27 protein-coding genes are annotated in these 26059 nt (G+C 72.7%); 12 read left to right on the plus strand and 15 right to left on the minus strand.

Annotation, left to right across the window (positions count from 1 at the left end; translation table 11 throughout):
- Positions 1–10 precede the first annotated feature (10 nt).
- From ACZ5VD_RS34765 to ACZ5VD_RS34780, 4 genes are all read left to right on the plus strand, one after another.
- A complete protein-coding gene (locus ACZ5VD_RS34765) occupies positions 11–733 on the plus strand; it encodes a response regulator transcription factor (protein WP_468553915.1) in 723 nt (240 codons plus the stop codon).
- A 213-nt stretch (positions 734–946) separates the two neighbouring features.
- Positions 947–2179, plus strand: a complete 1233-nt coding sequence (locus ACZ5VD_RS34770) for a cytochrome P450 (RefSeq protein ID WP_468553914.1) — start codon at positions 947–949, stop codon at positions 2177–2179.
- A 53-nt stretch (positions 2180–2232) separates the two neighbouring features.
- Complete coding sequence (locus tag ACZ5VD_RS34775) at positions 2233–2427, plus strand: ferredoxin (protein WP_468553936.1); 195 nt, start codon at positions 2233–2235, stop codon at positions 2425–2427.
- The gene (locus ACZ5VD_RS34780) at positions 2424–3608 is read left to right on the plus strand and encodes an NAD(P)/FAD-dependent oxidoreductase (RefSeq protein ID WP_468684543.1); all 1185 of its coding nucleotides are present in this window, start codon (positions 2424–2426) and stop codon (positions 3606–3608) included. Before ACZ5VD_RS34775 ends, ACZ5VD_RS34780 begins: the two co-directional genes overlap by 4 nt.
- Before the next feature lie 81 nt (positions 3609–3689).
- Here the strand turns inward: ACZ5VD_RS34780 and ACZ5VD_RS34785 are convergent, their stop codons facing one another.
- Entirely contained in the window at positions 3690–3881 is a 192-nt protein-coding gene (locus ACZ5VD_RS34785; RefSeq protein WP_468684544.1) for a hypothetical protein, read from the minus strand.
- Between the two features lie 78 nt (positions 3882–3959).
- On the opposite strand from ACZ5VD_RS34785, the gene ACZ5VD_RS34790 reads away from it, so the two are divergent.
- Together ACZ5VD_RS34790 and ACZ5VD_RS34795 are read left to right on the plus strand one after the other, a co-directional pair.
- Entirely contained in the window at positions 3960–4745 is a 786-nt protein-coding gene (locus tag ACZ5VD_RS34790; RefSeq protein WP_468684546.1) for an SAM-dependent methyltransferase, read from the plus strand.
- An 82-nt stretch (positions 4746–4827) separates the two neighbouring features.
- Positions 4828–5349: a MarR family winged helix-turn-helix transcriptional regulator gene (locus ACZ5VD_RS34795; protein WP_468553910.1), complete on the plus strand. Its 522-nt coding sequence runs from the start codon at positions 4828–4830 to the stop codon at positions 5347–5349.
- Positions 5350–5360: 11 nt separating this feature from the next.
- On the opposite strand, the gene ACZ5VD_RS34800 is transcribed toward ACZ5VD_RS34795, so the two are convergent.
- Positions 5361–6512 carry an MFS transporter gene (locus ACZ5VD_RS34800; RefSeq protein ID WP_468684654.1) on the minus strand — a complete coding sequence of 384 codons (1152 nt, stop codon included), beginning with the start codon at positions 6510–6512 and terminating at the stop codon, positions 5361–5363.
- Between the two features lie 87 nt (positions 6513–6599).
- Here ACZ5VD_RS34800 and ACZ5VD_RS34805 point away from each other — a divergent pair, with 87 nt between their 5' ends.
- The 4 genes from ACZ5VD_RS34805 (at position 6600) to ACZ5VD_RS34820 (ending at position 10711) form a co-directional block, all read left to right on the plus strand.
- Positions 6600–7430, plus strand: a complete 831-nt coding sequence (locus tag ACZ5VD_RS34805) for an AraC family transcriptional regulator (RefSeq protein WP_468684547.1) — start codon at positions 6600–6602, stop codon at positions 7428–7430.
- 31 nt (positions 7431–7461) lie between these two features.
- Positions 7462–7842, plus strand: a complete 381-nt coding sequence (locus ACZ5VD_RS34810; protein WP_468553907.1) for a DoxX family protein — start codon at positions 7462–7464, stop codon at positions 7840–7842.
- Positions 7839–8306, plus strand: coding sequence for a peroxiredoxin (locus ACZ5VD_RS34815; protein WP_468553906.1), 468 nt, complete (start codon positions 7839–7841; stop codon positions 8304–8306). Before ACZ5VD_RS34810 ends, ACZ5VD_RS34815 begins: the two co-directional genes overlap by 4 nt.
- A gap of 65 nt (positions 8307–8371) precedes the next feature.
- Positions 8372–10711, plus strand: coding sequence for a SpoIIE family protein phosphatase (locus ACZ5VD_RS34820; RefSeq protein WP_468553905.1), 2340 nt, complete (start codon positions 8372–8374; stop codon positions 10709–10711).
- A gap of 32 nt (positions 10712–10743) precedes the next feature.
- Here ACZ5VD_RS34820 and ACZ5VD_RS34825 read toward each other — a convergent pair whose 3' ends face one another.
- Positions 10744–11178 carry a cupin domain-containing protein gene (locus ACZ5VD_RS34825; protein ID WP_468684549.1) on the minus strand — a complete coding sequence of 145 codons (435 nt, stop codon included), beginning with the start codon at positions 11176–11178 and terminating at the stop codon, positions 10744–10746.
- Positions 11179–11327: 149 nt separating this feature from the next.
- Positions 11328–12158 (minus strand): aldo/keto reductase, encoded by an 831-nt coding sequence (locus ACZ5VD_RS34830; protein ID WP_468684550.1) that lies wholly within the window; start codon positions 12156–12158, stop codon positions 11328–11330.
- Between the two features lie 235 nt (positions 12159–12393).
- Here ACZ5VD_RS34830 and ACZ5VD_RS34835 point away from each other — a divergent pair, with 235 nt between their 5' ends.
- A complete protein-coding gene (locus ACZ5VD_RS34835; RefSeq protein ID WP_468684551.1) occupies positions 12394–13368 on the plus strand; it encodes a TauD/TfdA dioxygenase family protein in 975 nt (324 codons plus the stop codon).
- Between the two features lie 26 nt (positions 13369–13394).
- On the opposite strand, the gene ACZ5VD_RS34840 is transcribed toward ACZ5VD_RS34835, so the two are convergent.
- The 5 genes from ACZ5VD_RS34840 to ACZ5VD_RS34860 form a co-directional block, all read right to left on the minus strand.
- Positions 13395–14450: an LLM class flavin-dependent oxidoreductase gene (locus ACZ5VD_RS34840; protein WP_468684552.1), complete on the minus strand. Its 1056-nt coding sequence runs from the start codon at positions 14448–14450 to the stop codon at positions 13395–13397.
- Positions 14451–14521: 71 nt separating this feature from the next.
- A complete protein-coding gene (locus ACZ5VD_RS34845; protein ID WP_468684553.1) occupies positions 14522–16036 on the minus strand; it encodes a metallophosphoesterase family protein in 1515 nt (504 codons plus the stop codon).
- Between the two features lie 47 nt (positions 16037–16083).
- Entirely contained in the window at positions 16084–16941 is an 858-nt protein-coding gene (locus ACZ5VD_RS34850; protein ID WP_468553899.1) for an MHYT domain-containing protein, read from the minus strand.
- A gap of 186 nt (positions 16942–17127) precedes the next feature.
- A complete protein-coding gene (locus ACZ5VD_RS34855) occupies positions 17128–17883 on the minus strand; it encodes a dienelactone hydrolase family protein (protein WP_468553898.1) in 756 nt (251 codons plus the stop codon).
- A 150-nt stretch (positions 17884–18033) separates the two neighbouring features.
- Positions 18034–18654, minus strand: a complete 621-nt coding sequence (locus ACZ5VD_RS34860) for an L-threonylcarbamoyladenylate synthase (protein ID WP_468553897.1) — start codon at positions 18652–18654, stop codon at positions 18034–18036.
- A gap of 270 nt (positions 18655–18924) precedes the next feature.
- Between ACZ5VD_RS34860 and ACZ5VD_RS34865 the strand changes: the two genes are divergently transcribed.
- Complete coding sequence (locus tag ACZ5VD_RS34865; protein ID WP_468553896.1) at positions 18925–20457, plus strand: helix-turn-helix domain-containing protein; 1533 nt, start codon at positions 18925–18927, stop codon at positions 20455–20457.
- A gap of 131 nt (positions 20458–20588) precedes the next feature.
- Here the strand turns inward: ACZ5VD_RS34865 and ACZ5VD_RS34870 are convergent, their stop codons facing one another.
- The 6 genes from ACZ5VD_RS34870 to ACZ5VD_RS34895 are packed head-to-tail and all read right to left on the minus strand — an operon-like array spanning position 20589 to position 25832.
- Positions 20589–21818: a cytochrome P450 family protein gene (locus ACZ5VD_RS34870; RefSeq protein ID WP_468684554.1), complete on the minus strand. Its 1230-nt coding sequence runs from the start codon at positions 21816–21818 to the stop codon at positions 20589–20591.
- Positions 21815–23053, minus strand: a complete 1239-nt coding sequence (locus ACZ5VD_RS34875; RefSeq protein ID WP_468553894.1) for a cytochrome P450 family protein — start codon at positions 23051–23053, stop codon at positions 21815–21817. The genes ACZ5VD_RS34870 and ACZ5VD_RS34875 overlap by 4 nt, the downstream gene beginning before the upstream one ends.
- Positions 23050–23658, minus strand: a complete 609-nt coding sequence (locus tag ACZ5VD_RS34880) for a GTP-binding protein (RefSeq protein WP_468553893.1) — start codon at positions 23656–23658, stop codon at positions 23050–23052. The genes ACZ5VD_RS34875 and ACZ5VD_RS34880 overlap by 4 nt, the downstream gene beginning before the upstream one ends.
- Complete coding sequence (locus tag ACZ5VD_RS34885) at positions 23630–23992, minus strand: DUF742 domain-containing protein (RefSeq protein ID WP_468553892.1); 363 nt, start codon at positions 23990–23992, stop codon at positions 23630–23632. The genes ACZ5VD_RS34880 and ACZ5VD_RS34885 overlap by 29 nt, the downstream gene beginning before the upstream one ends.
- Positions 23989–24411 carry a roadblock/LC7 domain-containing protein gene (locus ACZ5VD_RS34890; protein ID WP_468553891.1) on the minus strand — a complete coding sequence of 141 codons (423 nt, stop codon included), beginning with the start codon at positions 24409–24411 and terminating at the stop codon, positions 23989–23991. Before ACZ5VD_RS34890 ends, ACZ5VD_RS34885 begins: the two co-directional genes overlap by 4 nt.
- Positions 24408–25832: an ATP-binding protein gene (locus ACZ5VD_RS34895; protein WP_468684555.1), complete on the minus strand. Its 1425-nt coding sequence runs from the start codon at positions 25830–25832 to the stop codon at positions 24408–24410. Before ACZ5VD_RS34895 ends, ACZ5VD_RS34890 begins: the two co-directional genes overlap by 4 nt.
- Between the last annotated feature and the right edge of the window lie 227 nt (positions 25833–26059).

The raw sequence follows: 26059 nt of genomic DNA on the forward strand, positions 1-26059 counted from the left end.
GGTGGGCTCCATGGACGGCACCACCCGTGAGAAACCGGCCCTCGCCCGCGGAGCCGGTCAGCACCTCCTGGTCGTCGCGGGCGAGCCGGACGTCGCCGAACTGCTCTCCACCACCCTGGAACTGGCGGGCTACCGGACCAGCGCGGCCGGCACCGGCGCCGAGGCGCTGAGCCGGCTCGCCGGGCGACGCTTCGACCTCGTGGTCCTGGACACCGCACTGCCGGACCTGGAGAGCATCGGCCGGGACCGGCCGGTCCTCGCCCACCGTCCGCCGGTGCTCCTGCTGACCCCGTACGACTCCCTGGACCGGCTCACGCCCGAACTGGGCCTGGGTGAACGGGACTACGTCACCAAGCCCTTCCGGATGGCCGAGGTGCTGGCCCGCGTCCAGGTCCTGCTGCGCGGCGCGGGCGCCGGACGGCCCCGCGACGGCGCACTCGGCTACCGCGACCTGGCCCTCGACGACACCCTGTGCGAGGCCCGCCGGGGAGAGCGGACGCTCGACCTCACCCCCGCCGAGTACCGGCTGCTGCGCCATCTCCTGGCCAACGCGCACCGGGTGCTGTCCAAGGAACAGATCGGCCGCTATGTCTGGGGCGACTTCCGCGGCGACAACGCCATCGAGCAACTCGTCTCCAGGCTCCGGCGCAAGGTCGACCGCGATGCGCCCGTGCTCATTCACACGCGTCGCGGCTTCGGCTACTGGCTGGGCTGCGCCGACGTCGAATCCTGACACCCCGCGCCTAACCGACCCTTGCAACGTGCTTACAGGGTAGGGGAGTTGACTGCCTCCCGTGGCGTGTGTGATCTGGGTCACGTCAGCCTTCTGTCAGGAAACTGACGGGAAGGCGTCAGCCCGCTCTGTTTGCATGTGCTCATCGAGGCCTCGACCACTTCACCCCGGCGCTCCGCCCACCGAGCGGAGCCCCCACTCCGAGGAGAACGCATGGCCGACACCCTGGCCGGACCCGTGCCCGAAGTACCGGACACCACCCCCGAGTTCCCGATGCCCCGCGCGGCCCGCTGCCCCTTCGACCCGCCACCCGCCCTCAAGGACCTCCAGGAGCAGGCCCCCCTCACCAAGGTGCGCCTGTGGGACGGCAGCGAGCCGTGGCTGGTGACCCGGTACGCCGAACAGCGTGCCCTGCTGGGCGACGCCAGGGTCAGCGCCGACACGGACCGGCCCGGTTACCCGACCAAAGCCTCGCCCGGCGCGGGCGAGGGCAAGCTCAGCTTCATCATGATGGACGACCCCGAACACGCCCGGCTGCGCCGGATGGTGACGGCGCCGTTCGCCATCAAGAAGGTGGAGGCCCTGCGGCCCGCCGTGCAGCAGATCGTCGACGGCCTGATCGACGACATGCTCGCCGGTCCGAAGCCGGTCGACCTCGTCGAGGCGTTCGCCCTGCCGATCCCCTCCCTGGTGATCTGCGAACTGCTCGGCGTGCCCTACGACGACCACGCGTTCTTCCAGGAGAACACCAAGACCATGGTCCACCGGGAGGCCACCCCCGAGCAGCGGGGACTGGCCAGCCGCGAGGTGGCAGGCTATCTGGCCGCGCTCATCGGCCAGCGGATCGCCGAACCCGAGGACGACCTGCTGTCGAGCATCGCCGGGCGCGTCACGGCCGGTGAGCTCGACCACCAGCAGGCGACGGAGATGGCACTGCTCCTGCTGATCGCGGGCCACGAGACCACCGCGAACATGATCGCGCTCGGCACCGCCGCCCTCCTGCGCAACCCCGACCAGCTCGCCCTGCTGCGCGACACCGACGACCCGAAACTCGTCGCCTCCGCGGTCGAGGAACTGCTGCGCTACCTGCACATCACCCACCTGGGGCGGCGGCGCGCGGTGACCGAGGACATTGAGATCGGCGGCCAGGTCATCAAGGCCGGCGAGGGCGTCATCATGGTCAACGAGGTCGGCAACCGCGACCCCGACGTGTTCCCCGACCCGGACCGGCTCGACCTCACCCGCGACGCCCGCCGTCATGTCGCCTTCGGCTTCGGTGTCCACCAGTGCCTGGGTCAGCCACTGGCCCGGATGGAACTCCAGGTCGTCTACGGCACCCTCTACAAGCGCATTCCGACGCTCAAGCTCGCCTGCGCCCTGGAGGACGTCAAGTTCAAGGACGACGCGTTCATCTACGGCGTGCACGAACTGCCCGTCTCCTGGTGACGGTTCCCCGTCCCGTAAACGAACAAGAAGCACGTGTGATGAAGGAGAGTCCGATGAAGGTGGAGCTGGAAGCCGACAAGTGCGTCGCCTCGGGGCAGTGCGTGCTCGCCGCGATGGAGGTCTTCGACCAGGACGACGACGGCATCGCGATCCTGCTGGAGGACAAACCCGCGGTCGAACAGCTCGACGACGTCCGGGAAGCCATCGCGGTCTGCCCGGCCGCGGCGATCCGTCTGGTCGACCAGTGAGGCGGATCGTCGTCGTCGGTGCCTCGGCCGCCGGCCTCGCGGCGGCCGAGACGCTCCGTCGGGAGGGCTACGACGGCACGCTCACGCTCGTCGGAGACGAACCGCGGGCTCCCTACGACCGCCCGCCGCTGTCCAAGCAACTGCTGTCCGGGGAGTGGGAGTCGGAGCGGCTGGCCCTGCGCGCGCCGGACCAGCTCGCCGGGCTCGGGCTCGACCTGCGGCTGGGCGTGGCCGCGACCGGCCTAGAACTCGCCGACCGCGCGGTGGCGTTGGCCGACGGCTCCGAAGTGCCCTACGACGGACTGATCCTGGCCACCGGCGTCCGGCCGCGCCGGCTGCCCGGCGAGGGCGCGCATGTGCTGCGTACTCTCGACGACGCCCTCATGTTGCGGGAACGGCTCACCCCCGGGCGGCGGTTGGTCGTGGTGGGCGCGGGGTTCCTCGGGGCGGAGGCGGCAGCGGTGGCCTGGCGTCTCGGGGCCCGGGTCACCCTCCTGGAACCCGCCCCGGTGCCGTTGGCCCACGCCGTCGGCACGGAGGTCGGGGAGATGCTGTCCCGAGCTCACGCGGACCGGGGCGTGGACCTGCGCTGCGGTGTCACCGTCGCCGAGGTGACCGAGGACGGCGTGCGGCTCGCGGACGGCGAGGAGATCGACGCCGACGAGGTGCTCGTCGCCGTCGGTTCGGTGCCGAACACCGAGTGGCTCGACGGCAGCGGTCTGACCGTGGGCGACGGCGTGGTGTGCGACGAGTTCTGCGAGGCTGCCCGGAACGTGTACGCGGCCGGTGACGTCGCCCGCTGGTACAACCCGCTGTTCGGGACGTCGATGCGGATCGAGCACCGCACCAACGCCGCCGAACAGGGCATGGCCGCCGCCCGCAACCTGCTCCGTCCGCAGGCACGCAGACCGTTCGCGCCGGTGCCGTACTTCTGGTCCGACCAGTACGACATGAAGGTCCAGGCGCACGGTTATCTGCGGGGCCACGACGAGGTCGCCGTGGTGGACGGGGACCTGGCCGAGCGCCGGTTCGTCGCCGTGTACCGCACCGGCGAGCGGGTGAGCGGGGCCCTCGCGGTCGGCATGCCGCCCAAGGCGATCCGGCTGTGGCGGCAGGCGATCGTGGCGGGCGCCGCCTGGAGTGAGACCGTCCGCACTCGGATCCCGGTGACCGGGGCCTGACACCCCCGGTGCAGCGGTGACCGCCGTCCGGTACGACGCGGGGCGGCGACGGCCTGTCCGGCCGTCGGCGCCCCTCCTGGTTCAGCGGCCGACACGGACCCGCGTCACCTGGTCCGCGCCCGCCGCGCCGACGCCGGACCTGTCCAACGCGTCACCGGCTCCGCGCTGTTGCCGGTCGGCGTGGTCGCAGGCGTGGGCGGCGCCCCCACACCCGGCCCGGCTGCCGCGGGCGGAACGCAGGGCGGACCGGGTGTGGGGGCGCCGCTGGGACACGGTGTTCCCGCCGCGTCCGACGCGCCCGCCTGCCAGAATGTGCGGAGGCGGCACAGCAGATCAACTCCGGGAGTTCCCATGCCACTTGACGCCCCACTCATCAACAGCAGCGTGCCGCACTCGGCCCGGATCTGGAACCACTGGCTGGGCGGCAAGGACTGCTACGAGATCGACCGGCAGGTCGGCGACCAGATCGTCGAGGCCAACCCGCAGATCCTCGACATAGCCCGGGCCCAGCGGGCGTTCCTGGTGCGCACGGTGGACCACCTCGTACGCGAGGTCGGCATCCGCCAGTTCCTGGATGTCGGCACCGGCCTGCCCACCGCCGACAACACCCACGAGGTGGCCCAGCGACTCGCACCCGAGACGCGGATCGTCTACGTCGACAACGACCCCATCGTGCTGGCCCACGCCGAGGCCCTGCTCACCAGCTCGCACGAGGGCGCCACGGACTACATCGACGCCGACCTCCGCGAACCGGAGAAGATCCTCGGCCGGGCCGCCGAGACGCTGGACTTCACCGAACCGATCGCCCTCGTGCTGCTCGGCATCACGGCCCACGTCGTCGACGACACCGCGTACGACCTCGTCGGCCGCCTGGTGGACGCGCTCCCCTCCGGCAGCCACCTGGTGCTCTGCGACGACACCGAGGTCCTCGACCCCGAGGGGATGCGCACCATGATCGAGCAGTGGAACGAGGCGGGCGACAACCCGCGCGTCAACCGCAGCCCGGAGCAGCTCGCCCGCTTCTTCGACGGCCTGGAACTGCTCGAACCCGGCGTGGTGTCCGTCTCCCGCTGGCGCCCGGGACCGGGCGAGGCGCCGGAGGTCGACGACTTCGGAGGCGTCGGCCGTAAGGGCTAGGTCGTAGGACGGCCGTCGTACGCCGCGTCAAGGGAAGCGGTAAATTACTTGAGTTACGCAACAAGATGGTAAAGTGGTTCTCATGCCCACACCGCCGCTCCCCGACGTGCCCGCGTCCCCGGAAGTCATCGACATAGAGCGGGCACTCACCCGCATCACCTACCTGAGCACGCGCGCCCGGCAGCACGACCGGCTGATGGCCCTCGCCGAAGTCCCGCTGGACCGTGCCGCCGTCGCGCTGCTCAGGCAGGTGGCCGACTCCGAGCCGCTGCGGCCCGGGGAGCTGGCCAACCGGCTGGGTGTGGAGGCCTCCCACGTCACCCGTACCGTGCAGCAACTGCAGAAGTCGGGATACGTCACCCGGGTCCCGGACCCCGACGACCGCCGGGCCCAGCGCATCGAACTCACCGAGACCGGCCGCAAGGCCATCGACCGCATCCGTGATGCCGGTGCCCGCGGCATGCAGCTGGCCCTGTCCGAGTGGTCGCCCGAGGAACTGGGCCTGCTCGCCACGCTGTTCCACCGCATGGTCGACGACTTCCTGGCGCACGCCATCGATGACGACGCCGACCAGCAGTCCACGGCCCCCGCCGGCACCGCCTGACCGGCGGTCTCTCACCTCGGCGCCGTACGGGGGCGGCGGACCACTTCAGCACCCCCGGGCGCGGCCGGTTCGCGCAGCCCGCACAGCAGCAGTCGGCCCAGCGCGGGCAGGGCCACCAGCGGCACGAGAGCCATCCGCAGCGAGGTGGCGTCGGCCAGCGCACCCAGGACCGGCGCGGCCACGCCACCGATACTCACCGCCAGCCCCAGCGTCACCCCACTCGCGGTCCCCACCCGTCCGGGCAGGAAGTCCTGACCGAGCGTGACGTGCAGGGAGAAGGGGACGTACAGGCCGGCCGAGCTCAGCGCGACGAACGCGAGCACCGGCGGGCCCGGGACCAGCACCACCGCGGCGACGGCGAACACCGTCAGCACATAGGACCACCTGACCACCCCCACGCGGCCGTACCGGTCGGCGAGCCGGCCCCCGACCAGCGTGCCCACCGCACCCCCGGCGTAGAGCACGCACAGTGTGGCCGTGGCGGCCATCGCCCCACCGTCGGTGCGCTCACGGACGTACGACGGGGCGAAGGCGCTCAGACCGACGAAGACGATCGAGCGGCAGACGACGGCACCGGACAGCCGCAGGAACGACGGCCAGTCGTCGCTGCCGCCCCGCCCGGCCGGACGGCGGCCCGTGACACGGGCGCCGGTCCTGCGTGCCGCGGCCGAGCACAGGACGGCGCCCGCCACGGCCGGGACGACCAGCAGGGGAGAGGCGCGCAGCCCGCCGGTGGCCACGACGGCGGCGACGAGCAGCGGCGCCAGGGCGAAGCCGACGTTCCCGCCGAGAGCGAACCAGCCCATCGCCGTGTTGCCGTCCCCGGCCGCGGCGCGGGCCGCGCGGGCCGCCTCCGGATGGTAGGCGGCGACCCCGATCCCGGACACGGCGACCGCGGTCAGGGTGAGGGCGTACGAACCCCCCACCCCGCTCAGGGCGACCCCGGCCCCGGCGGTCAGCGTGCTCAGGGGCAGCAACCACGGCGTCGCCCACCGGTCGGTGAGCGCGCCGAACAGCGGCTGCACCACCGACGACAGGAGCGAGGCCGCCAGGACGATCCCGGACGCGGCGGCGTACGTGTACGCGCGCTCGGCGACGAAGAAGGGGACGAGCGCGGCGACGGCGCCCTGGTAGACGTCCACGCAGCCGTGCCCCAGGGACATCAGCGTGAGGGTTCGATCGCGGTTCTTGGCCACCACTCGATCGTCGCGGGCCGACGGACCGGCCCGCTTTCGATAAACTGCCCTCTTGTGCCGAACATCCGCCACCGCGTCGCACCGGCCGTCCGCCATGCGCCCACGGCCCCTACCCGGGCCCGGCTACTGGCCGCCGGGGAGGAGATCGACGCGCACCGCCACGACGACCACCAGATCGTCTACGCGGGCTCCGGCGTCCTGGCCGTCACCACCGACGCCGGCACCTGGTTCGCCCCCGGCACCCGGGCCATCTGGGTCCCGGCCGGCACCGTGCACGCCCACCGCGCCCACGGCCGGCTCGACCTGCACCTGGTCGGACTGCCCGCCGACGACAACCCGCCCGGCCTCGACGCCCCGACCGTCCTCGCCGTCGGCCCGCTGCTGCGCGAGCTGATCCTCGCCTACACCCGCGACCCCGCCGACGGCAGCGCCGAACGCCGACGCCTGCTCGCCGTCCTCCGCGACCAACTGCGCGCCTCGCCGCAACAGCCCCTGCGCCTGCCGGCCGCCACCGACCCGCGCCTCGTCGAGGTCTGCCGGATCGTCCACGCCGACCCGGCCGACCCCCGCACCCTCGCCGGGCTCGGTGCCGCCACCGGTGTCGGTGAGCGCACCCTCAGCCGGCTCTTCCGGCGGGAGTTCGGCATGACCTTCCCGCAGTGGCGCACCCAGTCACGGCTCTACCACGCCCTGCTCCTGCTGGCCGACGACCTCCCCGTCACCACCGTCGCCCACCGCTGCGGCTGGTCCTCCGCCAGCGCGTTCATCGACGTGTTCCACCGCGCCTTCGGCTACACCCCGGGCACACACGGGCGCCGCTCCCGGACCGCCGGTCCCGACGGCCGGAGCGGCCCTGCCGCACAGCGGAGTCGTACCGTCCAGTAATATCGCGCGGCAGGTCACCAGAGGAGGAACCGTGTCCCGGTCCGAACGCTCGCCCCTGCTGCTCGCCGGCCTGCTGGCCACCGCGGGTGTCGCCCACTTCGCCGCTCCACGCTCGTTCGACGCGACCGTCCCCCGCAGCCTCCCGGGCGCGCCCCGGACCTGGACGTACGCCAGCGGAGTCGTCGAACTGGCGCTGGCCGCGGGCATCGCCGTACCGCGCACCCGGCGCAGGACCGCGCAGGCCGCCGCCGCGTTCTTCGTCGGGGTGTTCCCCGCCAACGTCAAGATGGCCGTCGACTGGCGCCACCGGCCCGCACCCCTGAAGGCCGCCGCGATCGGCAGGCTGCCGCTCCAGCTGCCCCTCGTCCTGTGGGCCCGCAGTGTCGCGAAGAGCGGGGAGGGCCGGTCATGAGCGGGCGCCCGGAGACCGGTGACCGGATCGAGGACTTCACCCTGCCGGACGAGACCGGCACCCCTCGCAGCCTGTCCGGACTGCTCGCCGACGGACCCGTCGTGCTGTTCTTCTACCCGGCCGCCCTCAGCCCCGGCTGCACCGCGGAGGCCTGCCACTTCCGTGACCTGGCCGCCGAGTTCGCCGCCGTCGGCGCCCGGCCCGTCGGTATCAGCGGGGACGCCGTCGAGCGCCAGCAGGAGTTCGCCGGACAGCACAGCCTCGGCATGCCGCTGCTGTCCGACCCCGAGGGAAAGGTCCGGGACCTGTTCGGTGTGAAGCGGGGCTTCTCCCTCGCGCCCACCAAGCGGATCACCTTCGTCATCGCCGAGGACCGGACGGTCCTGGAGGTCGTCCACAGCGAACTGCGGATGAACACCCACGCCGACCGGGCCCTGGAGGCCCTGCGCGCCCACCGCGCCTGAGGAGCCGGGTCCCAAAGGGCGCATCACGGTTGATGCGCCGCCACAAAGGGACCATCCTGGACGTTATGGAGCACGTCTCCGCTGCGGCGACCACGGATACCCGGGGCATGGTGACGGGGTGGAGCGACGGCGCCCGGCGACTGACGGGATACCCGGCCGAGGAGGTCGTGGGACGCGCCGCACGGGAACTGCTCGCCGAGGACCCGCCGGACGGCGCCGTCGCGGCACTGGCCGGCACCGTCGTGCTGCGCCACCGCGACGGTGCCGCCGTCGCGCTCGCCCTCACGGCCCACCCGGTCCTCGGCGTCGACGGCACGGCGAACGGCTATGTGATCACCGGGCAGCCGCCCGGCGAGACGACCCTCGCCGGACAGGCCTTCCAGCAGGCGTCGGTGTCCATGTCGGTCTTCGACACCCGGCAGCGCTATCTGCGCGTCAACGACACGGCCTGCCGGGTGATGGGCGTGCCGGAGGACGTCCTGCTCGGCAGACCCTTCCCGGAGAGCGTGGAGGACGCCGAGCACAGCCGGGGCTTCCACCGCAATCTGCGCCAGGTCGCCGAGACGGGCCGGCCCGTGCAGTACCAGAGCTTCACGGGGGCGCCCGCCCTCAACCGGGAGCACGCCTGGAACATCGAGATGTGGCCCGTGAGGAACGCCTCCGGAGCGGTCACCGCGGTCGCCCTGGCCGCGCTCGACAGCACCGAGCAGTACTGGGCCCGGCAGCGCCTGGCCCTCCTCAACGAGGCGGCGGCCGGCATCGGCACCACCCTGGACGTGGTGCGCACCTCCGAGGAACTGGTCGAGCTCCTCACCCCGGGGTACGCGGACTTCGTCAGCGTGGACCTGCTCGACTGGGTCCTCGGCGCGGACGAACCCCCCAGAGCGCGGGACGAGGAGATCGTCCTGCGGCGCGTCGCCCACGGCTCCGGCACCGAGGGCACACCGGAAGCAGCCGTGCACCTGGGGGAGACGGATGTCTATCCCGGGTACTCGCCGCCCGCGCGGGCACTGCGGGAGGGACGGGCGGTCCTCAGCCGGGCCGGCGAGTCGGACTTCATGCGATGGGTCGACGAGCGCAACGCGCGGGCCCCCGCCGGGCGCTCCCACCGCAGCGGCGTCCACTCGATGCTCGCGGTGCCGCTGAAGGCCCGCGGCACCACGCTCGGCGTCGCCGTGGCCGTCCGCATCGCGCACCCGGACGACTACGGTGAGGACGACGCCGTCCTCGCCGAGGAACTCGCCAGCCGGGCCGCCGTCTGTGTCGACAACGCCCGCCGGTTCGCCCGCGAACGCGCCACCGCCCTGGCCCTCCAGCACAGCCTGCTGCCCCGCGGCCTGCCCGGACAGGCCGCGGTCGAGGTGGCCCACCGCTATCTGCCCTGCGGGTCCCTCGCGGGCATCGGCGGTGACTGGTTCGACGTGATCCCGCTGTCCGGCAGCCGGGTCGCCCTGGTCGTAGGCGACGTCGTCGGCCACGGCATCCCCTCCTCGGCGACCATGGGACGCCTCTGTACGGCTGTCCGCACCCTCGCCGACGTCGACCTCCCGCCCGACGAACTCCTCACCCACCTCGACGACCTGGTCACCCATCTCGCGGCGGACGACACCGACACCGAGGTCGCGGAACTCGGCGCCACCTGCCTCTACGCCGTCTACGACCCCGTCTCCCGCCTCCTCACCATGGCCGCCGCCGGCCACCCGCCGCCGGCCCTCGTACTGCCCGACGGCACCGCGCGGCTCATCCCCCTGACCGTGGGACCCCCGCTGGGCGTGGGCGGCCTGCCCTTCGAGGCCAGCGAGGTGGAACTGCCCGAGGGCTCCGTCGTCGCCCTCTACACCGACGGACTCGTCGAGGACCGGGACCGCGACATCGACCACGCCACCGCCGAACTCTGCCGTGCCCTGACCGCCCGCACCGACACCCTCGACGCCCTGTGCGACACCGTCCTCAAGGCCGTACTGCCGGAGGAGCCCGGCGACGACGTGGCCCTGCTGCTGGCCCGCACCCGGGCCCTGGGCGAGGACCGCGTCGCCACCTGGGACGTCACACCGGACCCCGCCCGTGTGGCGGCGACCCGGCAGGCCGCCACCGAGCAACTCACCGCGTGGGGACTGGACGAGGCCGCCTTCGTCACCGAACTCGTCGTCAGCGAACTCGTCACCAACGCGATCCGCTACGGCGAACCGCCCATCCGGCTACGGCTGATCCGGGACCAGACCCTCATCTGCGAGGTCTCCGACGCCAGTTCCACCTCCCCGCACCTGCGCCGCGCCCACGTCTTCGACGAAGGGGGGCGCGGACTGCTGCTGGTCGCCCAGCTCACCCAGCGCTGGGGCAGCCGGCAGACCGGCACGGGCAAGACGATCTGGGCCGAGCAGTCCCTCGAACCGCCCTCGTTCTGATCACGCCCCTTGCGGCCACGCGAACGTCGCGCTCACTCGAACGGGCAGCCGGGGTTGGGCGCGTCCTGCGAGAACGGCGCCCCGTGCGGCAGCACGTACAGCACGTCGAGGACCACGGCGGAGTCGCCCAGGTTGCGGCCGATGTGGACGTTGCCCGGCCCGGCCGGCTCCTCGACGACGCTGCCCTCGGGGTAGACGCCGTCGGAGGCGCACGTGGAGTCGAAGTGGCTCAGCGTGCCCTGCTGCACGAAGGCGTAGAGAGGGCCGTCGTGGTAGTGCCAGCCAGTGGCCTGGCCGGGCGGCAGGGTGATCTCCCTGACCACGTAGTCGGTGTTCCCGACGGTCTTCTGCGAGATCAGCCGGGCGCTCACCCCCGGGCCGGCGGGCGTCGCGTGGGCGCTGCCGCCGACGAACAGCGTGGCGGCGGCGACCGTGGCGCTCAGGACGGTGCGGAACGGTGGACGCATACGGAATCCTCCCGGCTCGGTGGGCGCAGGGCACACGCCGGACGCGGGTACGCCGGACGCGGGAACGCCGTGCCGCCCCGAACCTAGAGGCACAGCAGGCCGGTTGGGGCCGGATTCCACGGATCACCCACCTTCGCGGCAGCCGGGTCTCAGAACTCCTCGTGGGTCTCCGGATCCCCGCCGATGCGCCCGTGGGCGCGGTCGCCGATCGCCGCCATCTGGGCCGGGCCGAGTTCGAAGCCGAAGACGTCGAGGTTCTGACGCTGTCGCTCGGGGTCCCCCGACTTGGGGATGGGGACGGCGCCGAGTTGGCTGTGCCAGCGCAGGACGACCTGCCCGGGCGTCACCCCGTGGGCCTCGGCGACCGCGACGACGGCGGGATCCTCCAGCAGGGCCGTGCCACGGCCCAGCGGGCTCCAGCTCTCCGTGACGATGCCCTTGGCGGCATGGAAGGCGCGCAGCTCGTCCTGCGGGAAGAAGGGGTGCAGCTCGATCTGGTTGACCGCCGGCAGGACCCCGGTCTCCTTCTCCAGGCGGTCGATGTGCTCCGCCGTGAAGTTGGAGACGCCGATCGAGCGGACGAGCCCTTCCTCGCGGAGCTTGACCATGGCCTTCCAGGAGTCGACGTACCTGTCGACGCGGGGGAGCGGCCAGTGGATGAGGTACAGGTCCACCCGGTCCAGTCCGAGGCGGGCGCGGGACTCCTCGAAGGAGGCGAGGGTCTCCTCGTAGCCGTGGTGCCGGCCGGGGAGCTTGGTCGTCACGACGATCTCGTCGCGGGGCACGTCACCGGTGGCCACGCCACGGCCGACACCGGTCTCGTTGCGGTAGTTCGTCGCCGTGTCGAGCAGGCGGTAACCGGCCTCCAGCGCGGCGCGTACCGCCTGCTCCGCCTGCGTGTCGTCCATCGGCCAGGTGCCGAGTCCGAGGGCGGGCAGCGTCGTGCCGTCGTTCAGCGTGCGGGTCGGGATGCTGATCACTGTGGGACCTTCCCTTGACGGTGTCGTACCTCCAGCCTCAGGGATGAGGCGGGTCGTGATCAACCGGAGAGGGGAGTGGTCGACATGTCGATGCCATGTCCCGGGCCCGACCGGCCCGGGAGTCCCGGAGACGACATGGTGGCGAGGCGCTGTCGCCAAGCAGGGCGAACGCTGCCACGATCTTCGGGGGAGCCGGCCGGACCGGGGCCGGCCGGGACGGACCATCGGAGCGTGTATGACGACGGACAGGGCCTCTGCGGGCCGCTCGGACGAGGCCGCCGGGATCGAGGTGACACCGGCCGCCGGACACATCGGAGCCGAGATCACCGGCGTCGACCTGGCCGGTGACCTCGACGACACCGTGGTCGCCGCGATCCGGGCGGCGCTGCTGCGCTGGAAGGTGGTGTTCTTCCGCGGCCAGCGCCTCGACCACGCGGGGCATGTCGCCTTCGCCCGCCGGTTCGGTGAACCGGTCGTCCCGCGCCGCCGCGGCAGCGCCTCGCCGCCCGACTTCCCCGAGGTCGAGACGACCGCCGACCGGCTGGAACTCGGTGGCGGGTTCGGCATGGAGCACGACGAGTGGCTGCGACGCAGGCGCCACACCCTGCTGCGCGGCTGGCACTGCGACCACGGCGCCCGCATCGACCCGCCGGCCGCGACGATCCTGCGCGCGGAGACCGTACCGCCCTACGGCGGCGACACCACCTGGTCGAATCTCGCGGCGGCGTACGCCGGACTCTCGGGCCCCGTCCGGGAGTTCGCCGACGGGCTGCGCGCCGAGCACCGGCTCGGCGTCGGCTACCAGCCCCGGCCGGGCGACGACGCCTACGTCCGGCACCTGTTGGACCACCAGGTCGCCTCACTGCACCCTCTGGTGCGTGTCCACCCGGAGACGGGGGAGCGGATCCTGTACGTCAACGGCTACTACGTCGAGCAGCTCGCCGACCTCTCCCGCGCGGAGAGCGCGGCGATCCTGGAGATGCTCCTCGCGCAGGCGACCCGGCCCGAGTACACGGTCCGGTTCCGCTGGGAGCCGGGCAGCGTGGCCTTCTGGGACAACAGGGCCACCATCCACCTCGCCCCGGGCGACAACGCCCATCTCGGCCACCCCCGGACCATGCACCGGGTGATGCTCACCGGTGACGTGCCGGTCGGCGTGGACGGCAAGCCGTCGGAGCCGATCGTCGGGACCGAGCCGGGACGCTGGTGACCTCGCCCGGACGCAGGTGACCGCCCTCAGACGCCGGGCCGCCACCCCAGAGCCGGGCCCAGCTTCGTCGCCATGTCGGTGAGGATCTGCACGTAGTCCTCGTGCCCGAAGGTGAACGGCAGCGCGAACGCGACCTCGTCGACCTCCCGGAACGCGGCGTGGGCCTGCAGCCGTTCGGCGATCTCGTCCGAGGGGCCGACGAGGTCGGGGGCGAACATCAGCTTGGCCGGGCCCTGCGGAGCGGCGGTACGGGGGAGGCGCTCGGCCGCGTACTCCTCGTACCGGGCGCGCTGCTCCGGTGAGGCGGAGTCGGTGGGGATCACGACCAGGCCCTGGGAGACGCGGGCCGCCTCGCCGTCGGGGTGGGCGGCGCGGAAGGCGCGGATGTGCGACAGCTGGATCGCGGCGAAGTCCGGTGCCTCCCCGTCGTCCTCGGCCTTGACGACGCTGCTGGTCAGGAAGTTCATGCCGTGCTCGCCGGCCCACGTCGCCGAGCCGAGGCTGCCGCCGCCGTACCAGAGGCGGCGGCCCAGGCCGGGGGAGTGCGGCTGCACCCGGTCGGCGCTGTATTCGATGTGCGGCTGCCGCCGCGTGGCCTCGAAGCCCTCGACCCCGCTGAAGTCGGTGGCCGGCTTGCCCCGTACGAAGTCCAGCAGCCGCCGCACCCGTCCGTGGCCGAAGTCCTCGGTGTCCGCCGTGTCCGGGTACAGCGCGTTCTTGACCTGGTCGTAGTGCATCGGCGGGCCCACGCTCACGCCCGGGTTGACCCGGCCGCCCGACAGCAGGTCGACGGTCGCCAGGTCCTCGGCCAGCCGTAGCGGGTTCTCCCAGCCCAGCGGGATCACCGCGGTGCCCAGCTCGATGCGGCGGGTGCGCTGCGAGGCCGCCGCGAGGACCGCGACGGGCGAGGAGATGCCGTATTGGAGATGGCGGTGGCGCAGCCACGCGCTGTCGAAGCCGAGCCGCTCGCCCAGTTCGATGATCTCCAGCGTGGACTCGTGGCCCCGGCGCGGATCGTTCTCGTCGAACAGCCCGATGGTCAGGAAACCCAGCTTGCGCAACGGTCGAGAGGTCGGCGGCACGGGCTCCTCCAGCGGGCGGGTCGAACAGTGGTTCTGTGGGATTGTCGCAGGTGGTGGTCGTACGGCCGGGATCAGGCCGGCGGAGCGGGGAGCGGGATGGTGACCTCGTCCTCGACCGGCGGATCGATCTCCTGGGCGCGGTTGCCGGTGGCCGCGAAGCAGCGCAGCCGGATCGCCTCCGGGGTGACGTCCAGGCGCAGGAAGCACTTGAAGAACGGCGGGCTGTAGGTGACCGAACTCGGCGAGAACAGCTGTGTGTAGATCTTGCGGACCGGGAGCCGGAACCGCGAGGTGCGGTCGGGGCGGCCTCCCGCGCCCAGCAGACTGGCGACGAGCCGGGTGCGCAGGGTGATCCGGGCGGGCTGTCCCGGGCTGCGGGTCGGTGTGATGCCGAGCCGCTCGGCGATCACGGCCGTGGCCTCGGCCTCGGTGAGGGTGAAGAAGCGGCGCATCCGCAGTCGGTGGCCGTACAGTCGGCTGTAGAAGGCGAGGGAGTCACCGCGCAGCGGGTAGCAGCGGAAGTCCTTCTCGGTGACGTCCGCGACCGAGACGTGCGGGATCGTGTGGGTGGCGTGCATGAACGCGCCGCCGCCGCCCGAGACGACGTACTGGAGGGTGCGGCCGTCCACCTGGACCGGGTAGCGCTGGTAGTTGTGGATGTCGCCGCCTATCGCCGCCACGTACCGGTGGTCGGGGTCGCGGACGATGTCGTCGACCGTGCCGCCGCCGTCGATGGGGCAGGGGTGGTGCTCGCCGTCGACGTAGAGCGGCGACCCGGTGATGAGTATCTTCGGGCGCGGGTCCCGCGAGACCTCGCGGAGCCAGGCGCCCTGTTCGGCGTCGAGGGTGCCCAGCAGACCGGTGTCGATGCCTATGATCCGCACCGGTCCGGCGTCGATCGCCCAGTACGGGCCAGGCTGGACGGCCTGTTGGGCCGGGGCCGGGCGCAACTGCCGTGCCTGCTGCAGGCGTTGGCCGTCCTGTGCGCGGGGCCGGTGCCACAGCAGGGAGCGCAGCCGGGCGCGGGTCAGGGGGCGGGGCGCGGGCTCCGGTGGGAGGGGCGGGGCGTCGTCGCAGAAGACGCGCATGAAGGCGCCGAGGTCCTCGTACCAGTCGTGGTTGCCGGGGATCGCGTAGATGGGCGCCGGGTAGTCCTGGTACGGGCGGAAGAACTTCGTGCCGTAGTCGTCGGCGCTGCCCACCGGGTAGATCACGTCACTGGCGACCACGGCGAACCGGGTGTCCTGACCGGCCTTCAGGAACCCGGGGACGACGGCGTACTGGGGGTCGTCCCCCTCGCCCGTGTCACCGATGACCATGAAGGAGAAGCGGTCCGGGTCCTCGCGCCGGATCACCTTGTCGGCCGGGGCGCCGGCCGCCGTGCGCTGCGCGACCCACCGGCCACGGGTCCGGCCGGTGGGATCCCCGAGCCAGGACGCCACGACACCGTTGCGGGCGGCCCACAGCGTCCTCGGGTTCAGCCAGGAGATCTTCTCAACCCGTTGCGGCAGGAGTTGCCGGTAGCGGCCCTGTTCGGCAGCGCCCCAACCGGCTCCCTCGGCGGTGTCACGTGATGATTCAGCCACCCGTGCACCGTAACAACGATCTAGAACCGGCCTGGAGTTGGGGCCGTTCAGCGCCGCCGCACGCGCTGCGGAGACCCGGAGGACACCCGTGGCCGCTGCCCGGGAACGAGCCCGGTGCGCGGCTCGGCGGGCGCGGCTTCCCGGGTCGGCATGGACCGGGTCCACTCGCCGTCGCCCAGGACCAGCAGCGGGTCGAACATCACGACCACGCCCGCGAGGACGAGGAAGATGACCGGGCCCACCAGCATCGGCAGCAGCAGCGAGGTGGGCGAGTCGCCGGCCCAGGTGCCGCCCGTCGTGTCGTGCACCTTGACACTGACGGCGGCCATCGCGGTGTAGTGCATTCCGGACACGGCCACGCCCATGATCATGCTGGCGCCGAGACTGGTCAGGAAGCCGCGGATGGTGACCGCCGCCCACAGGGCCGCGGTGGCGGCGACGACGGCGATCAGCACCGAGAGCGCGACCACGAGCGGGTCGTAGTGGACCTCGCCGTTGATGTGCATCGCGGCCATGCCCAGGTAGTGCATCGCGGCGACACCGAGACCGGTGACCGTGCCCGCGACCGAGAGCGAGGCCGTACTGGTGCCGCGGTAGCCCACGATGAACACGCCGATACCGACCACGACGATCGCCACCGCGAGGCTCAGCACCGTGAGGCCCACGTCGTAGCGGATCCGGGTCTCCACGACCTGGAACCCGATCATGGCGATGAAGTGCATCGTCCAGATGCCGCACCCGATCGCGGCGGCGCCGAGCGCCAGCCAGCCCGTCTTCCAGGACTGGGTGTCGAGCAGCGTGCGTACCGTGCAGCGCAGCCCCAGTGCCCCTCCCAGGCATGCCATCACAAAGGCCGCCACAGGCGTCACCAGGCCATAGCGGAAACCGTCAACCGTGCCATTCATACGCCAGCTCCCCCCAGAGTCACGGCTCGTGGGGGAAGGTTTACGGTCATGGCCGCGTAAAGCAAGCGGTTCCCGAGGGTAACGGCCAACTTTTACTGACTGCGATTCAACTTCGGTCACGCAGCGACGATTTCCAGCCAGGCGGATCCGTGGGTGCGCTTCCGGAGATCTCTCCGGGGGCGCGCCTCAGAAGGTGCGCTTGAGGAGGTCCAGCAGGGCCTCCCAGTGCCGCTCGTCGCCCGCACGGTCGTAGGAGGCGGTGTCGGCCTGCGTGTAACCGTGGTGCGCCCCGGAGTAGACCTCGCAGGTGTGGCGGACACCGGCCGCGGTGAGCGCCTCCTCCAGGCGCTCGATCTGCTCGACGGGCAGCGACGGGTCCTGGTCGGCGTGCCCGAAGTACAACTCGGCGGTCACGGTGCCGGCCACCAGATGCGGGCTGTCCGGCGCGTCCGTCGCCAGCCGCCCGCCGTGGAAGCCGGCCGCCGCCGCGACCCGGTCCGGGTGGGTGCCGGCGGTGAGGAGGGCGAGGCGGGCGCCGAGGCAGTAGCCGGTGAGGGCGACCGGACCGTCGGTGGCGAAGGGGGACTCGGCCAGCCAGGCCAGCCAGGCGCCGGCGTCCCGCATCGCCAGCTGGGGGGTCAGCTCCTCCATGACCGGGCCGATCTGCCGGAAGATCTCCGGCCGCGCTCCCGGGTCGATGAACTCCGGCAGGTCGAACACCGGGGCCCGGCCGTGCCGGTAGAAAAGGTTGGGCACCAGGACCGTGTAGCCGGCCTCGGCCAGCCGGTCGGCCATGGCCGTCAGCTGCGGCCGCAGCCCGAACGCGTCCATGTAGAGCAGCACGGCCGGCCGGGGCGTCCCGTCACCCGGGTGGGCCAGATAGGCGTCGGCGATGCCGTCCTCGGTGGGGATGTCGACGGCGGTTCCCTGTACGACGGTCATGGCTGAGGCTGCCTCTCTGAGGTGCGGGGCCGGCGGGACCGCCCGGACGGACGGTCGGCCGGATCCCGGTCATCGTGGCACGCCCGCGCAGGGGCACTTCCGGCACCCCTGGCCCCCTGACCTGGTCATGGACGGCCGTTGGTGAACCCGTTACTCGAACCGGGAGGTGTCGCCCGCGCCCTTGCGGATGATCTCGGCCTCGCCGCCGGAGAAGTCGATGACGGTCGTCGGCTCGGTGCCGCAGTCCCCGGAGTCGACCACCGCGTCCAGGACGTGGTCCAGCCGGTCCTTGATCTCCCAGCCCTGTGTCATCGGCTCCTCCTCGTCCGGCAGCAGCAGCGTGCTGGACAGCAGCGGCTCGCCGAGCTCGGTCAGCAGGGCCTGGGTGACGACGTGGTCGGGGATGCGCACGCCCACGGTCTTCTTCTTCGGGTGCTGGAGCATGCGCGGCACCTCCTTCGTCGCCGGGAGGATGAAGGTGTAACTGCCGGGCGTGGACGCCTTGATCGCGCGGAAGACGTCGTTGTCGACCCGTACGAACTGACCGAGCTGCGCGAAGTCCTGGCACACCAGGGTGAAGTGGTGCCGGTCGTCCAGCCGTCGGATCGTCCGGATCCGGTCGATGCCGTCACGGCTGCCCAGTCGGCAGCCCAGCGCGTAGCAGGAGTCCGTCGGATACGCGATGAGCGCTCCCGAGCGGATGCTGTCGGCCACCTGGGAGATGGTGCGCGGCTGCGGGTTGTCGGGGTGCACGTCGAAGTACTTGGCCATCCATCGAGCTTATGCCGTACGGGTGCGGGGGTCGTGCCGGGCCGGGTGGCGCGCGGTGCGTCCGGGCCCGGACGCCGGCCCGCCTCGGCGTGTCACCCCTCCCGTCCGCGCCGGCGGGGCCCTCCCGGCGAGCCGACCTGAGCCCGGCGACCGACACCGGCAGGTTCGCGTACGCGACGGGTGGGGTGCGGTGCCCGCATCGGTTGACCTTCGGTCAGTGTGAGGTAACGTCCCCGAGCGGAACGCCGCACGACGCGAGGAGAGGCCGACGTGGCTGGCCGAGAGGACGGAGTCCGCCGTACGGAGACGCCCGGCACGCACGACGCGGCATGGGCCCAGGAGCTGCTGGACCACCTGCGGCCCGCCGGGCGGGACGCACGCCGGGTCGTCACCTGGCTCGCCGCCGCCGTACAGGGCGAGGCCTCCCTCCAGGACGAGACCGGCACGCCGCTCGCCGGCACCCGGATGCCGCTGGAGGCGGACCTGGTCGCGGACATCGTCGCCGGGCGCATCGCCTCCGCCGCCTGGGAGGGCGAGGGCCGGCACCTGCGGCTCGTCAGGGTGGAGCGGCCGGCCCCGGCCGCGCCCGGCGTGCTCGCCGTGGCCCGTACGGCCCCCTTCGACCGGCGGGCGTCCGACATCGTCGCGCACACCGCACAGGTCGTCGAGCTGCTGCTGCGGGCCCGCGAGACGACCGCCGCCGGACACCGGCTGCGGCGCGCGACCTCCGACCTGCGGCTGGCGATCCTGCAACTGCTGATGGTCGAGGACACCGTGGCCGCCCGCCGCGTCGCCGCGGGACTGTGGCCCGGACTCCTCGACACGGAGACCGCCTGCGTCTACGTCCTCGAAGGCTGTGCCGAGGAGCGTGACCGTCTCGCCGAGGAGTGCCTCGACGCGACACAGGAGCAGGCCCTCGTGGTGCGCTGCCCCGCCAAGGACGAGCACGTGATCGTCGTGACTCCCGAAGAGGGTGCCGGCGCCGCCCTGCGCTCGCTCGTCGTCCGCAACCCCGACACCTACCTCGGCGGCAGCGTCCGGCAGGGCCTGGCCCGCACCGCCACCGCCTACGGGCAGGCGGTCAGCGCGCTGGCCGTGGCGCGCTTCCGCCCGGACAAGGCCGCCGTCTACGCCGAACGCACCCACCCCGAACGCCTGATGGACCCCGTCGTCCTCCGCGCCTGGACCGCCCGCGTACTGCACCCCCTCGACACCCTGCCGCACCACACCCGCGCCGAGCTCCTCGCCACCACTCGCCTCGGCCTGGAGTTCACGGCAGTGAACGCGGCGAAGATCCTCGGCGTGAGCCGCAACACCGTGCGCGCCCGCATGGAACGCGTGGAGGGCCTGCTCGACACCGACTTCTCCGACCTGACCGTCCGCGCCGCCGCCCACCTCGCCCTGAACACCCAGGTCGGATTCGCCGAGCTCCCGGACGTCCGCGGGGCCGCGCGGCAGGCACCCGGCCATCTCGCCGAGCTGCTCGCCGGGACCGCCGTGCGGGTGTGGGCGCACGACCTCCTCGGGCGGCTGGACACCGACTCCCGGGACCTGCGCCGGACGCTGCGGGTCTGGATCGCGGCCGGCGGCAACGCCGAACGGGCCGCGCTGACACTCGGCATGCACGCGCAGACCGTCCGCGAGCACGTCCGCAGCGCGGAACCCGTCCTGGAACGCCAGTTGCTCGCCGTCGGCAGTGATCTCTACGAGGTCGTCCTGGCCCACCTGTTCCTGGGGGACCTGGAACCGCCCGTCCTGGACCGGACGAAACCGGGCCATCCGGACTCACCTGTGCACGGGTGAGCCCTGTGCCCGGCACAGCGGGCATGGACGCGATTCACAACGTCCCGTTTCGGACGTAAGTTCAATGCACCGCGGGGGCACGACCGGAACGGGGGACCGGTCGCGCTCCCGCGAGGTGCCGTGGCGCCGGGTCAGCCGTGCAGCCGTACCGGAATCTCCTGCCAGCCGAACGCGATGAACGACGGCACCTGCCGCAGTTCGTCCGGCGGGACGGCCAGGCGCAGCTCCGGGAACCGTTCGAACAGCGCCGGCAGTGCGGTCAGCGCCTCCGTGCGGGCCAGCGGCGCGCCGATGCACCGGTGCACGCCGATCCCGAACGCCAGGTGGTCCTCGTCCCCGCACGCCGCGTCGAAGACGTCCGCGTCCGGCCCGTAGCGCACCGGATCCCGTCCCGCGGCGGCGTACGTCGTGAGGATCGCGTCCCCGGCCGGCACGGTGACGCCGCCGACTGTGAGGTCGCTGACCGCGAACCGCAGCGGCAGCGAGGCGATCGAGGGGTGGAACCGCAGCGTCTCGTCGACGACGGCGTCCCAGCCGAGCTCCCCGGACCGTACGGCGGCCAGCTGTCCGGGATCGCGGAGCAGGGCGACGACCGCGTTGCCGATGAGGTTGACGGTGGTTTCGAATCCGGCACCGATGACCAGCAGCAGGGTGTACAACAGCTCCTCGTCGCCGAGCCGGTCGCCGTCGGCGTCCCGGACCCGGATCAGCTCCGTGGTGAGGTCGTCGCCGGGGTGCTCGGCGCGGTGCGCGATGAGCGCGGGCAGCACCGTGCCGATCTGCTCCTGTACGAACGCGGTGTGCTCCGGGCTCGGGTCGGAGGTGTCCATGATGGCCGTGATCAGCCGTCCGGTGACCGCCCGCAACTCCTCGGGCACACCGAACAGTTCGCAGATGATCCGCATAGGCAGCGGATGGGCGAGCGCCGCACGGATGTCGACGACGTCGGCATCGGAGGCCGCCTCCAGGGAGTCCAGCAGCTCCGTGGTGATCGCCTCCACCCGGGGCCGCATCGCCTCGGTACGCCGATGCGTGAAGCTCGGCGCGACCAGCTTGCGCAGCCGCGCGTGGTCGGCGCCGTACGTGGAGAGCATGTTCACGACGCCCACCCAGCCGAGCACCCAGCCCCAGGAGGGGTGTTCGCCGACTTCCGGCCACAGCTTCCAGTGTTTGCGGGGGTCCCGGCTGACCCGCGGGTCGAGGATCAGGGCCTTGAGGACGTCGTGGCCGGTGGGCGCCCAGGCGGGGATGCCGCCCGGCAGTTCGACGGGCACGATCGGGCCCAGCGCGCGCAGCCGGGCGCATTCTCCGGCGATGTCGGCGCCGAACGGGTCCAGGGCGATGCGTTCGGTCACGGTCACGACAGCTCTCCCGGCTGGTCGAGGGTGCGAGGGCTGAACCGGACGGGCAGGGACGTCAGCGAGCGGTGGAACGGCCCGGGCCGCCAGGTGAGGAGGTCGCGCGGCAGGACGGGTTCCAGGTCGGGCAGCCACTGGGTGAGCCGTTCGATCGCCTCGGTCGCGATGAGCAGCGTGTGCTGCTTCACCGGGCAGGCGTGCGGGCCCGCCGACCAGGACAGATGGGACGCGTCCTGGGGATGGCGGCCACGGGTGACCTCCTGCTCGGCGGTCTGCCCGAGCGCCCCGTAGGAGATCACGACCGGGACGGCCGCCTCGATCCGCGTGCCGTGGAAGGTGACGGGGTCGCGGGCGAAGTGGACGCCGTAGTTCGCGAGCGGCGTCTCGTGGTGGAGCACTTCGACCACGGCGTCCATCACGGGGCGGGCCCCGCTGGTGAGGGTCGAGTAGTAGAGGGGGTTGCCGAGGATCCGGGACAGCGCGTTGGACACCAGGTTCGCGGTCGGCTCGTGCCCGGCGCCGAGGGTGAGGAACACCTGCCAGGCGACCTCCTCCGGACTCAGCCCGGCCGGATGGTCCAACAGCCGGCTCGGCAGGTCGTCACCGCGCCGCTCCGTCTTGGCGGCGATCAGCTCCAGCACATAGCGGCCGAACTCCGCCTCGCCCTCGGCCGCTTCGGCGCCGCCCTCGATCATCCTGCCCAGCGCCGAGTCGAGCCGCTCGCTCTGGCTGTCCGGCAGCCCGAAGAGGCTGTTGAACACCAGCGCCATCAACGGCCGCGCGAACTCGCCCACCAGGTCGGCCTCGCCGCGCGGCCCGATCCGCCGCACCAGCAGGTGCACCGCCAGGTGCACCTTGGCCCGCAGGTCGTGCGGTTCGATCCGGTCGAAGGTGTCGATCAGCGCACCGCGGTACCGGATGTGGGCGGCCCCGTCCGCGAACAGCGTGTTGGGACGCCAGCGCATCATGCCGAGCACCGGCGAGTCGTCCGCGACCGTCGACTCCCAGGGCCGTGGGTCGTGCGAGAACGTCTCCGTGTCGTTGAGCAGGTCCAGCGCGGCCCGCCGTTCCGTGACGACGTACGCCGGGACGTCCGGCGCCAACTCCGCCCGGCCGACGGGACCCTGGGCGCGCAGAGCGGCGTAGTAGCGGTGCGGGTCCAGCGCGAACCCGTGCTCCCACAGGCGCACGGGGGTGGAGGGGGAGGAGGCCTGCCGGGCGGGGGGAGAGGTGGTCACCGGTACTCCGGGAGGTGGCGGTCGATCACGGGGTCGATCAGGGCGAGCAGCGCGTCGATCGAGGAGTTCGTGTCCCGGGCGTCGCACGTCACCATCGGCGTGCCCGGCTCCAGGTCCAGGGCGGTGCGCAACTGCGCCTCGGTGTAGTGGCCCGGCGTGTCGGGGAAGGTGTTGAAGGCCACCGCGTACGGCAGTCCGGCCTCCTCCACCAGCCCGAGCACGTCGAACGACGCGTCGATGCGGCGGCTGTCGACCAGGACGAGAGCGCCGAGCGCCCCGTACGCGATGTCCTGCCACAGCGAACGGAAGCGTTCCTGCCCGGGGGTGCCGAAGAGGTACAGCACGATCCCGCCCGGCAGGCTGACCCGCCCGAAGTCGATGGCGACCGTGGTCGTCTCTTTGTCCCGCGCCCCGGCGAGATCGTCCAGGTGCGCGGACGCCTCACTGAGGCGCTCCTCGGTGTGCAGTGGGCGGATCTCCGACACCGAGTCGATCAGGGTCGTCTTGCCCACCCCGAAGGGGCCCGCCACCAGGATCTTCACCAGGTCGCGGGCGGTGTCGGGGAGGTGGACGGCGCTAGGGGCGCTTGAGGGTGCGCAGGCCATCGGCCACTCTCTTCAGCAGGTCGGGGTCGAAGGGGGCGGCGGGCGGAATCGGCGGCCGGGCCAGCACCAGGTCACGGTCGATCAGGTCGGCGGCCAGCACCCGGATCGCCGAGACCGGCAGCCGCAGCAGCGCCGCCGCCTCCACGACCGTCAGCGATCCGCCGCCGAGCGCGTCCAGCAGGGCGAGCGTGGCGGCGGACAGCCCCTCGGGAACGGGAAGCCCCTTGCCGGTGAGCACCGACAGCCGGTCCAGCCGGGGTCCACCGGGCCGGGCCACCCCGCCCGTCGACAGGTAGGCGGGAACCAGGGGCCGGCCGGCACGGCGGCCGGTCATGCCGATGCGCCGCCGTCGTCGCCCCGGGGCGCCGCGGCCATCGCCTTCTCGCCGAGCCGGGCCACCTGCGAGTGCACCCGGTGAGCGAGCAGATCCAGGCGCACCTCGCCGTCCCCGTAGGCGGCGACACAGGTGCCGTGGTCGGTCGGCACGATCAGGACGTACCCGTGGTCCGACTCGACGACGACCTGGCGCACCTCGGCCCGGTCGGCGTCGGCGAACGCGGCGGCGGCGGTACGGCACGCCCCCTGCACGGTGCTCGTGATGGCGGCGACCCGCTCGGCCGAGGCCCGGGACAGGGCTTCCGTGTACCCCGTCACCAGTCCGTCCCGGGTCAGCAGGACGGCGGCGACGACGTGCGGCACCTCCAGGATCGGTTGGAGCACCCACGCCGTGTCGCCCGCTTCGCGGCTTGTCATCGAGCCGCTCCCCCTTCGTAGTCGGTCTGTTCGGTGCCGTGCGCGGTCCCGTCCGCCACGGCGCTCTCCTCCGGTACGGCGGTCCGTGCCCCCTCGGTGTCCCCGCGGCCCGCGGCGGTGCCGGACTGCAGTGCGCCGAGCGCGGCCGCGGCCTCCTCGGGGCCGGTCGCCGGCCGCCGGGGCGTGGTCCGGTCCGGTGCGGTGGCCCGCGCCCGGCGCCGTCGCTGCGGCAGTCCGCCCGTGTCCTCCCGCGCCGCCCGGTGCCCCGGTGCGGCGGTGGCGGTGTCGTCGCCCGGCTCGGCCCTCTCGTGCCCGCGGGTGTCGGTGGCCGGCGTCCGCGGTGCGGTCCCGCGGGTGGAACGGGGGGCACTGGCCGCGGGCGGTTGTTCGGCGGGGTCGAGGTGGCTCAGGAGGCTGCTGTCGACCCGTAGCACCGCGCGCACCCCGCCGTACGGTGACGGTGACGACACGTCCACGGCCAGGTCGAACTGCCGGGTCAGCCGGCCGATCGCGGCGAACCCCATGCGCGGCGGATCACCGAGGTCGGTGAGCAGGATCGGCTCGGTCCCGGCCACCAGCCGCTGCGCGCGCGCCCGTTCGTCCTGGGTCATGCCGACGCCCGCGTCGTCGACGGTGACGCAGACGCCGTGATGGACGTGCTCCAGGTCGACCACCACGTCGGTGTCCGGGGCGGAGTGCCGCAGCGCGTTGTCGAGGAGTTCCGCGACGATGATCGCGACCGGCTCGACGGCGTGCGAGACCAGGGCGGTACCGGTCTCCAGATGGTTGTTCACCCGGACCCGGTGGTAGCCGGCCAGCCGGGCCTGGCCGCCGGTCACCGCCTCCACCAGATGCGACTCCTCGCGGGCCAGACCGACCCAGGCCCCGCACACCACCGCGGCGACCTGTGCCCGGCGCAGCGACTGCTCGTTCTCGTGGTCCAGTTGGAAGAGTGTCTGCGCCAGCTCGGGGTCGTCGAAGCGCTGTTGCAGACCGCGCAGGGCATCCTGCAGCCGGTACAGGGCCGCCTGGATCTCGCGGGTGGCCCCGCGCATCCCGGCCTGCGCCGCGGCGTCGATCCGGGTGCGCTGCGAGGCCAGTTCGACCCGCAGCGCCCCGAGGACGTCGTCCAGCGCGATGCCCAGCGGCGCCCCGGCGGTCTGCGGCTGCGCGGGACCCGGCACGACCACGTGCGGATGGGCCAGTTGCCGGGCGGCGGCCGGTACCCGCCGTGCCGCCAGATGCTCGACCTCGGCCAGGAACGTCAGCGGCGCGGCGTCGAGCAGGGAGCGGAGCGCGGCGATCTCCGCATCCAGCGCGGCCTGTCTGCGTCGCGACCGCAGCAGCCCGCCGCCGAGGGCGAGCGCGGCCAGGGTGCCGGCGGCGAGAGCACCGGCGACGAGGTCCGGTAGTTCGGTCATCGCATCGATTCCAGAGGGACGTCGGCGAGCGTTCGGGCACGGCGCGGTCCCGGGGCCACGCCGAGAGGCATTCGCAGCACAGTACACATCGTCATTGACCGCTCTCGTGCGGTAGATCGATACTTCGTTTCGAAACCGCCCGGTCTCCGTTCGCTTCTGCGTCGAGTGTCCGAAATGCCGTGCCGATGCCCGGGGCGTTCGCGCAGACGGCTGCCGGTCCGTGGTGG

The organism is Streptomyces sp. NPDC032822 (assembly GCF_055578825.1).

What these genes read in the sequence shown, in the direction of transcription:
- ACZ5VD_RS34850 (WP_468553899.1), bottom strand. Translation starts at nt 16,941, where the DNA reads ATGAATGGCACGGTTGACGGTTTCCGCTATGGCCTGGTGACGCCTGTG.
- ACZ5VD_RS34855 (WP_468553898.1), bottom strand. Translation starts at nt 17,883, where the DNA reads ATGACCGTCGTACAGGGAACCGCCGTCGACATCCCCACCGAGGACGGC.
- ACZ5VD_RS34860 (WP_468553897.1), bottom strand. Translation starts at nt 18,654, where the DNA reads ATGGCCAAGTACTTCGACGTGCACCCCGACAACCCGCAGCCGCGCACC.
- ACZ5VD_RS34765 (WP_468553915.1), top strand. Translation starts at nt 11, where the DNA reads ATGGACGGCACCACCCGTGAGAAACCGGCCCTCGCCCGCGGAGCCGGT.
- ACZ5VD_RS34825 (WP_468684549.1), bottom strand. Translation starts at nt 11,178, where the DNA reads ATGCGTCCACCGTTCCGCACCGTCCTGAGCGCCACGGTCGCCGCCGCC.
- ACZ5VD_RS34885 (WP_468553892.1), bottom strand. Translation starts at nt 23,992, where the DNA reads ATGACCGGCCGCCGTGCCGGCCGGCCCCTGGTTCCCGCCTACCTGTCG.
- ACZ5VD_RS34820 (WP_468553905.1), top strand. Translation starts at nt 8,372, where the DNA reads ATGGAGCACGTCTCCGCTGCGGCGACCACGGATACCCGGGGCATGGTG.
- ACZ5VD_RS34795 (WP_468553910.1), top strand. Translation starts at nt 4,828, where the DNA reads ATGCCCACACCGCCGCTCCCCGACGTGCCCGCGTCCCCGGAAGTCATC.
- ACZ5VD_RS34880 (WP_468553893.1), bottom strand. Translation starts at nt 23,658, where the DNA reads ATGGCCTGCGCACCCTCAAGCGCCCCTAGCGCCGTCCACCTCCCCGAC.
- ACZ5VD_RS34775 (WP_468553936.1), top strand. Translation starts at nt 2,233, where the DNA reads ATGAAGGTGGAGCTGGAAGCCGACAAGTGCGTCGCCTCGGGGCAGTGC.
- ACZ5VD_RS34815 (WP_468553906.1), top strand. Translation starts at nt 7,839, where the DNA reads ATGAGCGGGCGCCCGGAGACCGGTGACCGGATCGAGGACTTCACCCTG.
- ACZ5VD_RS34835 (WP_468684551.1), top strand. Translation starts at nt 12,394, where the DNA reads ATGACGACGGACAGGGCCTCTGCGGGCCGCTCGGACGAGGCCGCCGGG.
- ACZ5VD_RS34770 (WP_468553914.1), top strand. Translation starts at nt 947, where the DNA reads ATGGCCGACACCCTGGCCGGACCCGTGCCCGAAGTACCGGACACCACC.
- ACZ5VD_RS34895 (WP_468684555.1), bottom strand. Translation starts at nt 25,832, where the DNA reads ATGACCGAACTACCGGACCTCGTCGCCGGTGCTCTCGCCGCCGGCACC.
- ACZ5VD_RS34800 (WP_468684654.1), bottom strand. Translation starts at nt 6,512, where the DNA reads ATGTCCCTGGGGCACGGCTGCGTGGACGTCTACCAGGGCGCCGTCGCC.
- ACZ5VD_RS34790 (WP_468684546.1), top strand. Translation starts at nt 3,960, where the DNA reads ATGCCACTTGACGCCCCACTCATCAACAGCAGCGTGCCGCACTCGGCC.
- ACZ5VD_RS34890 (WP_468553891.1), bottom strand. Translation starts at nt 24,411, where the DNA reads ATGACAAGCCGCGAAGCGGGCGACACGGCGTGGGTGCTCCAACCGATC.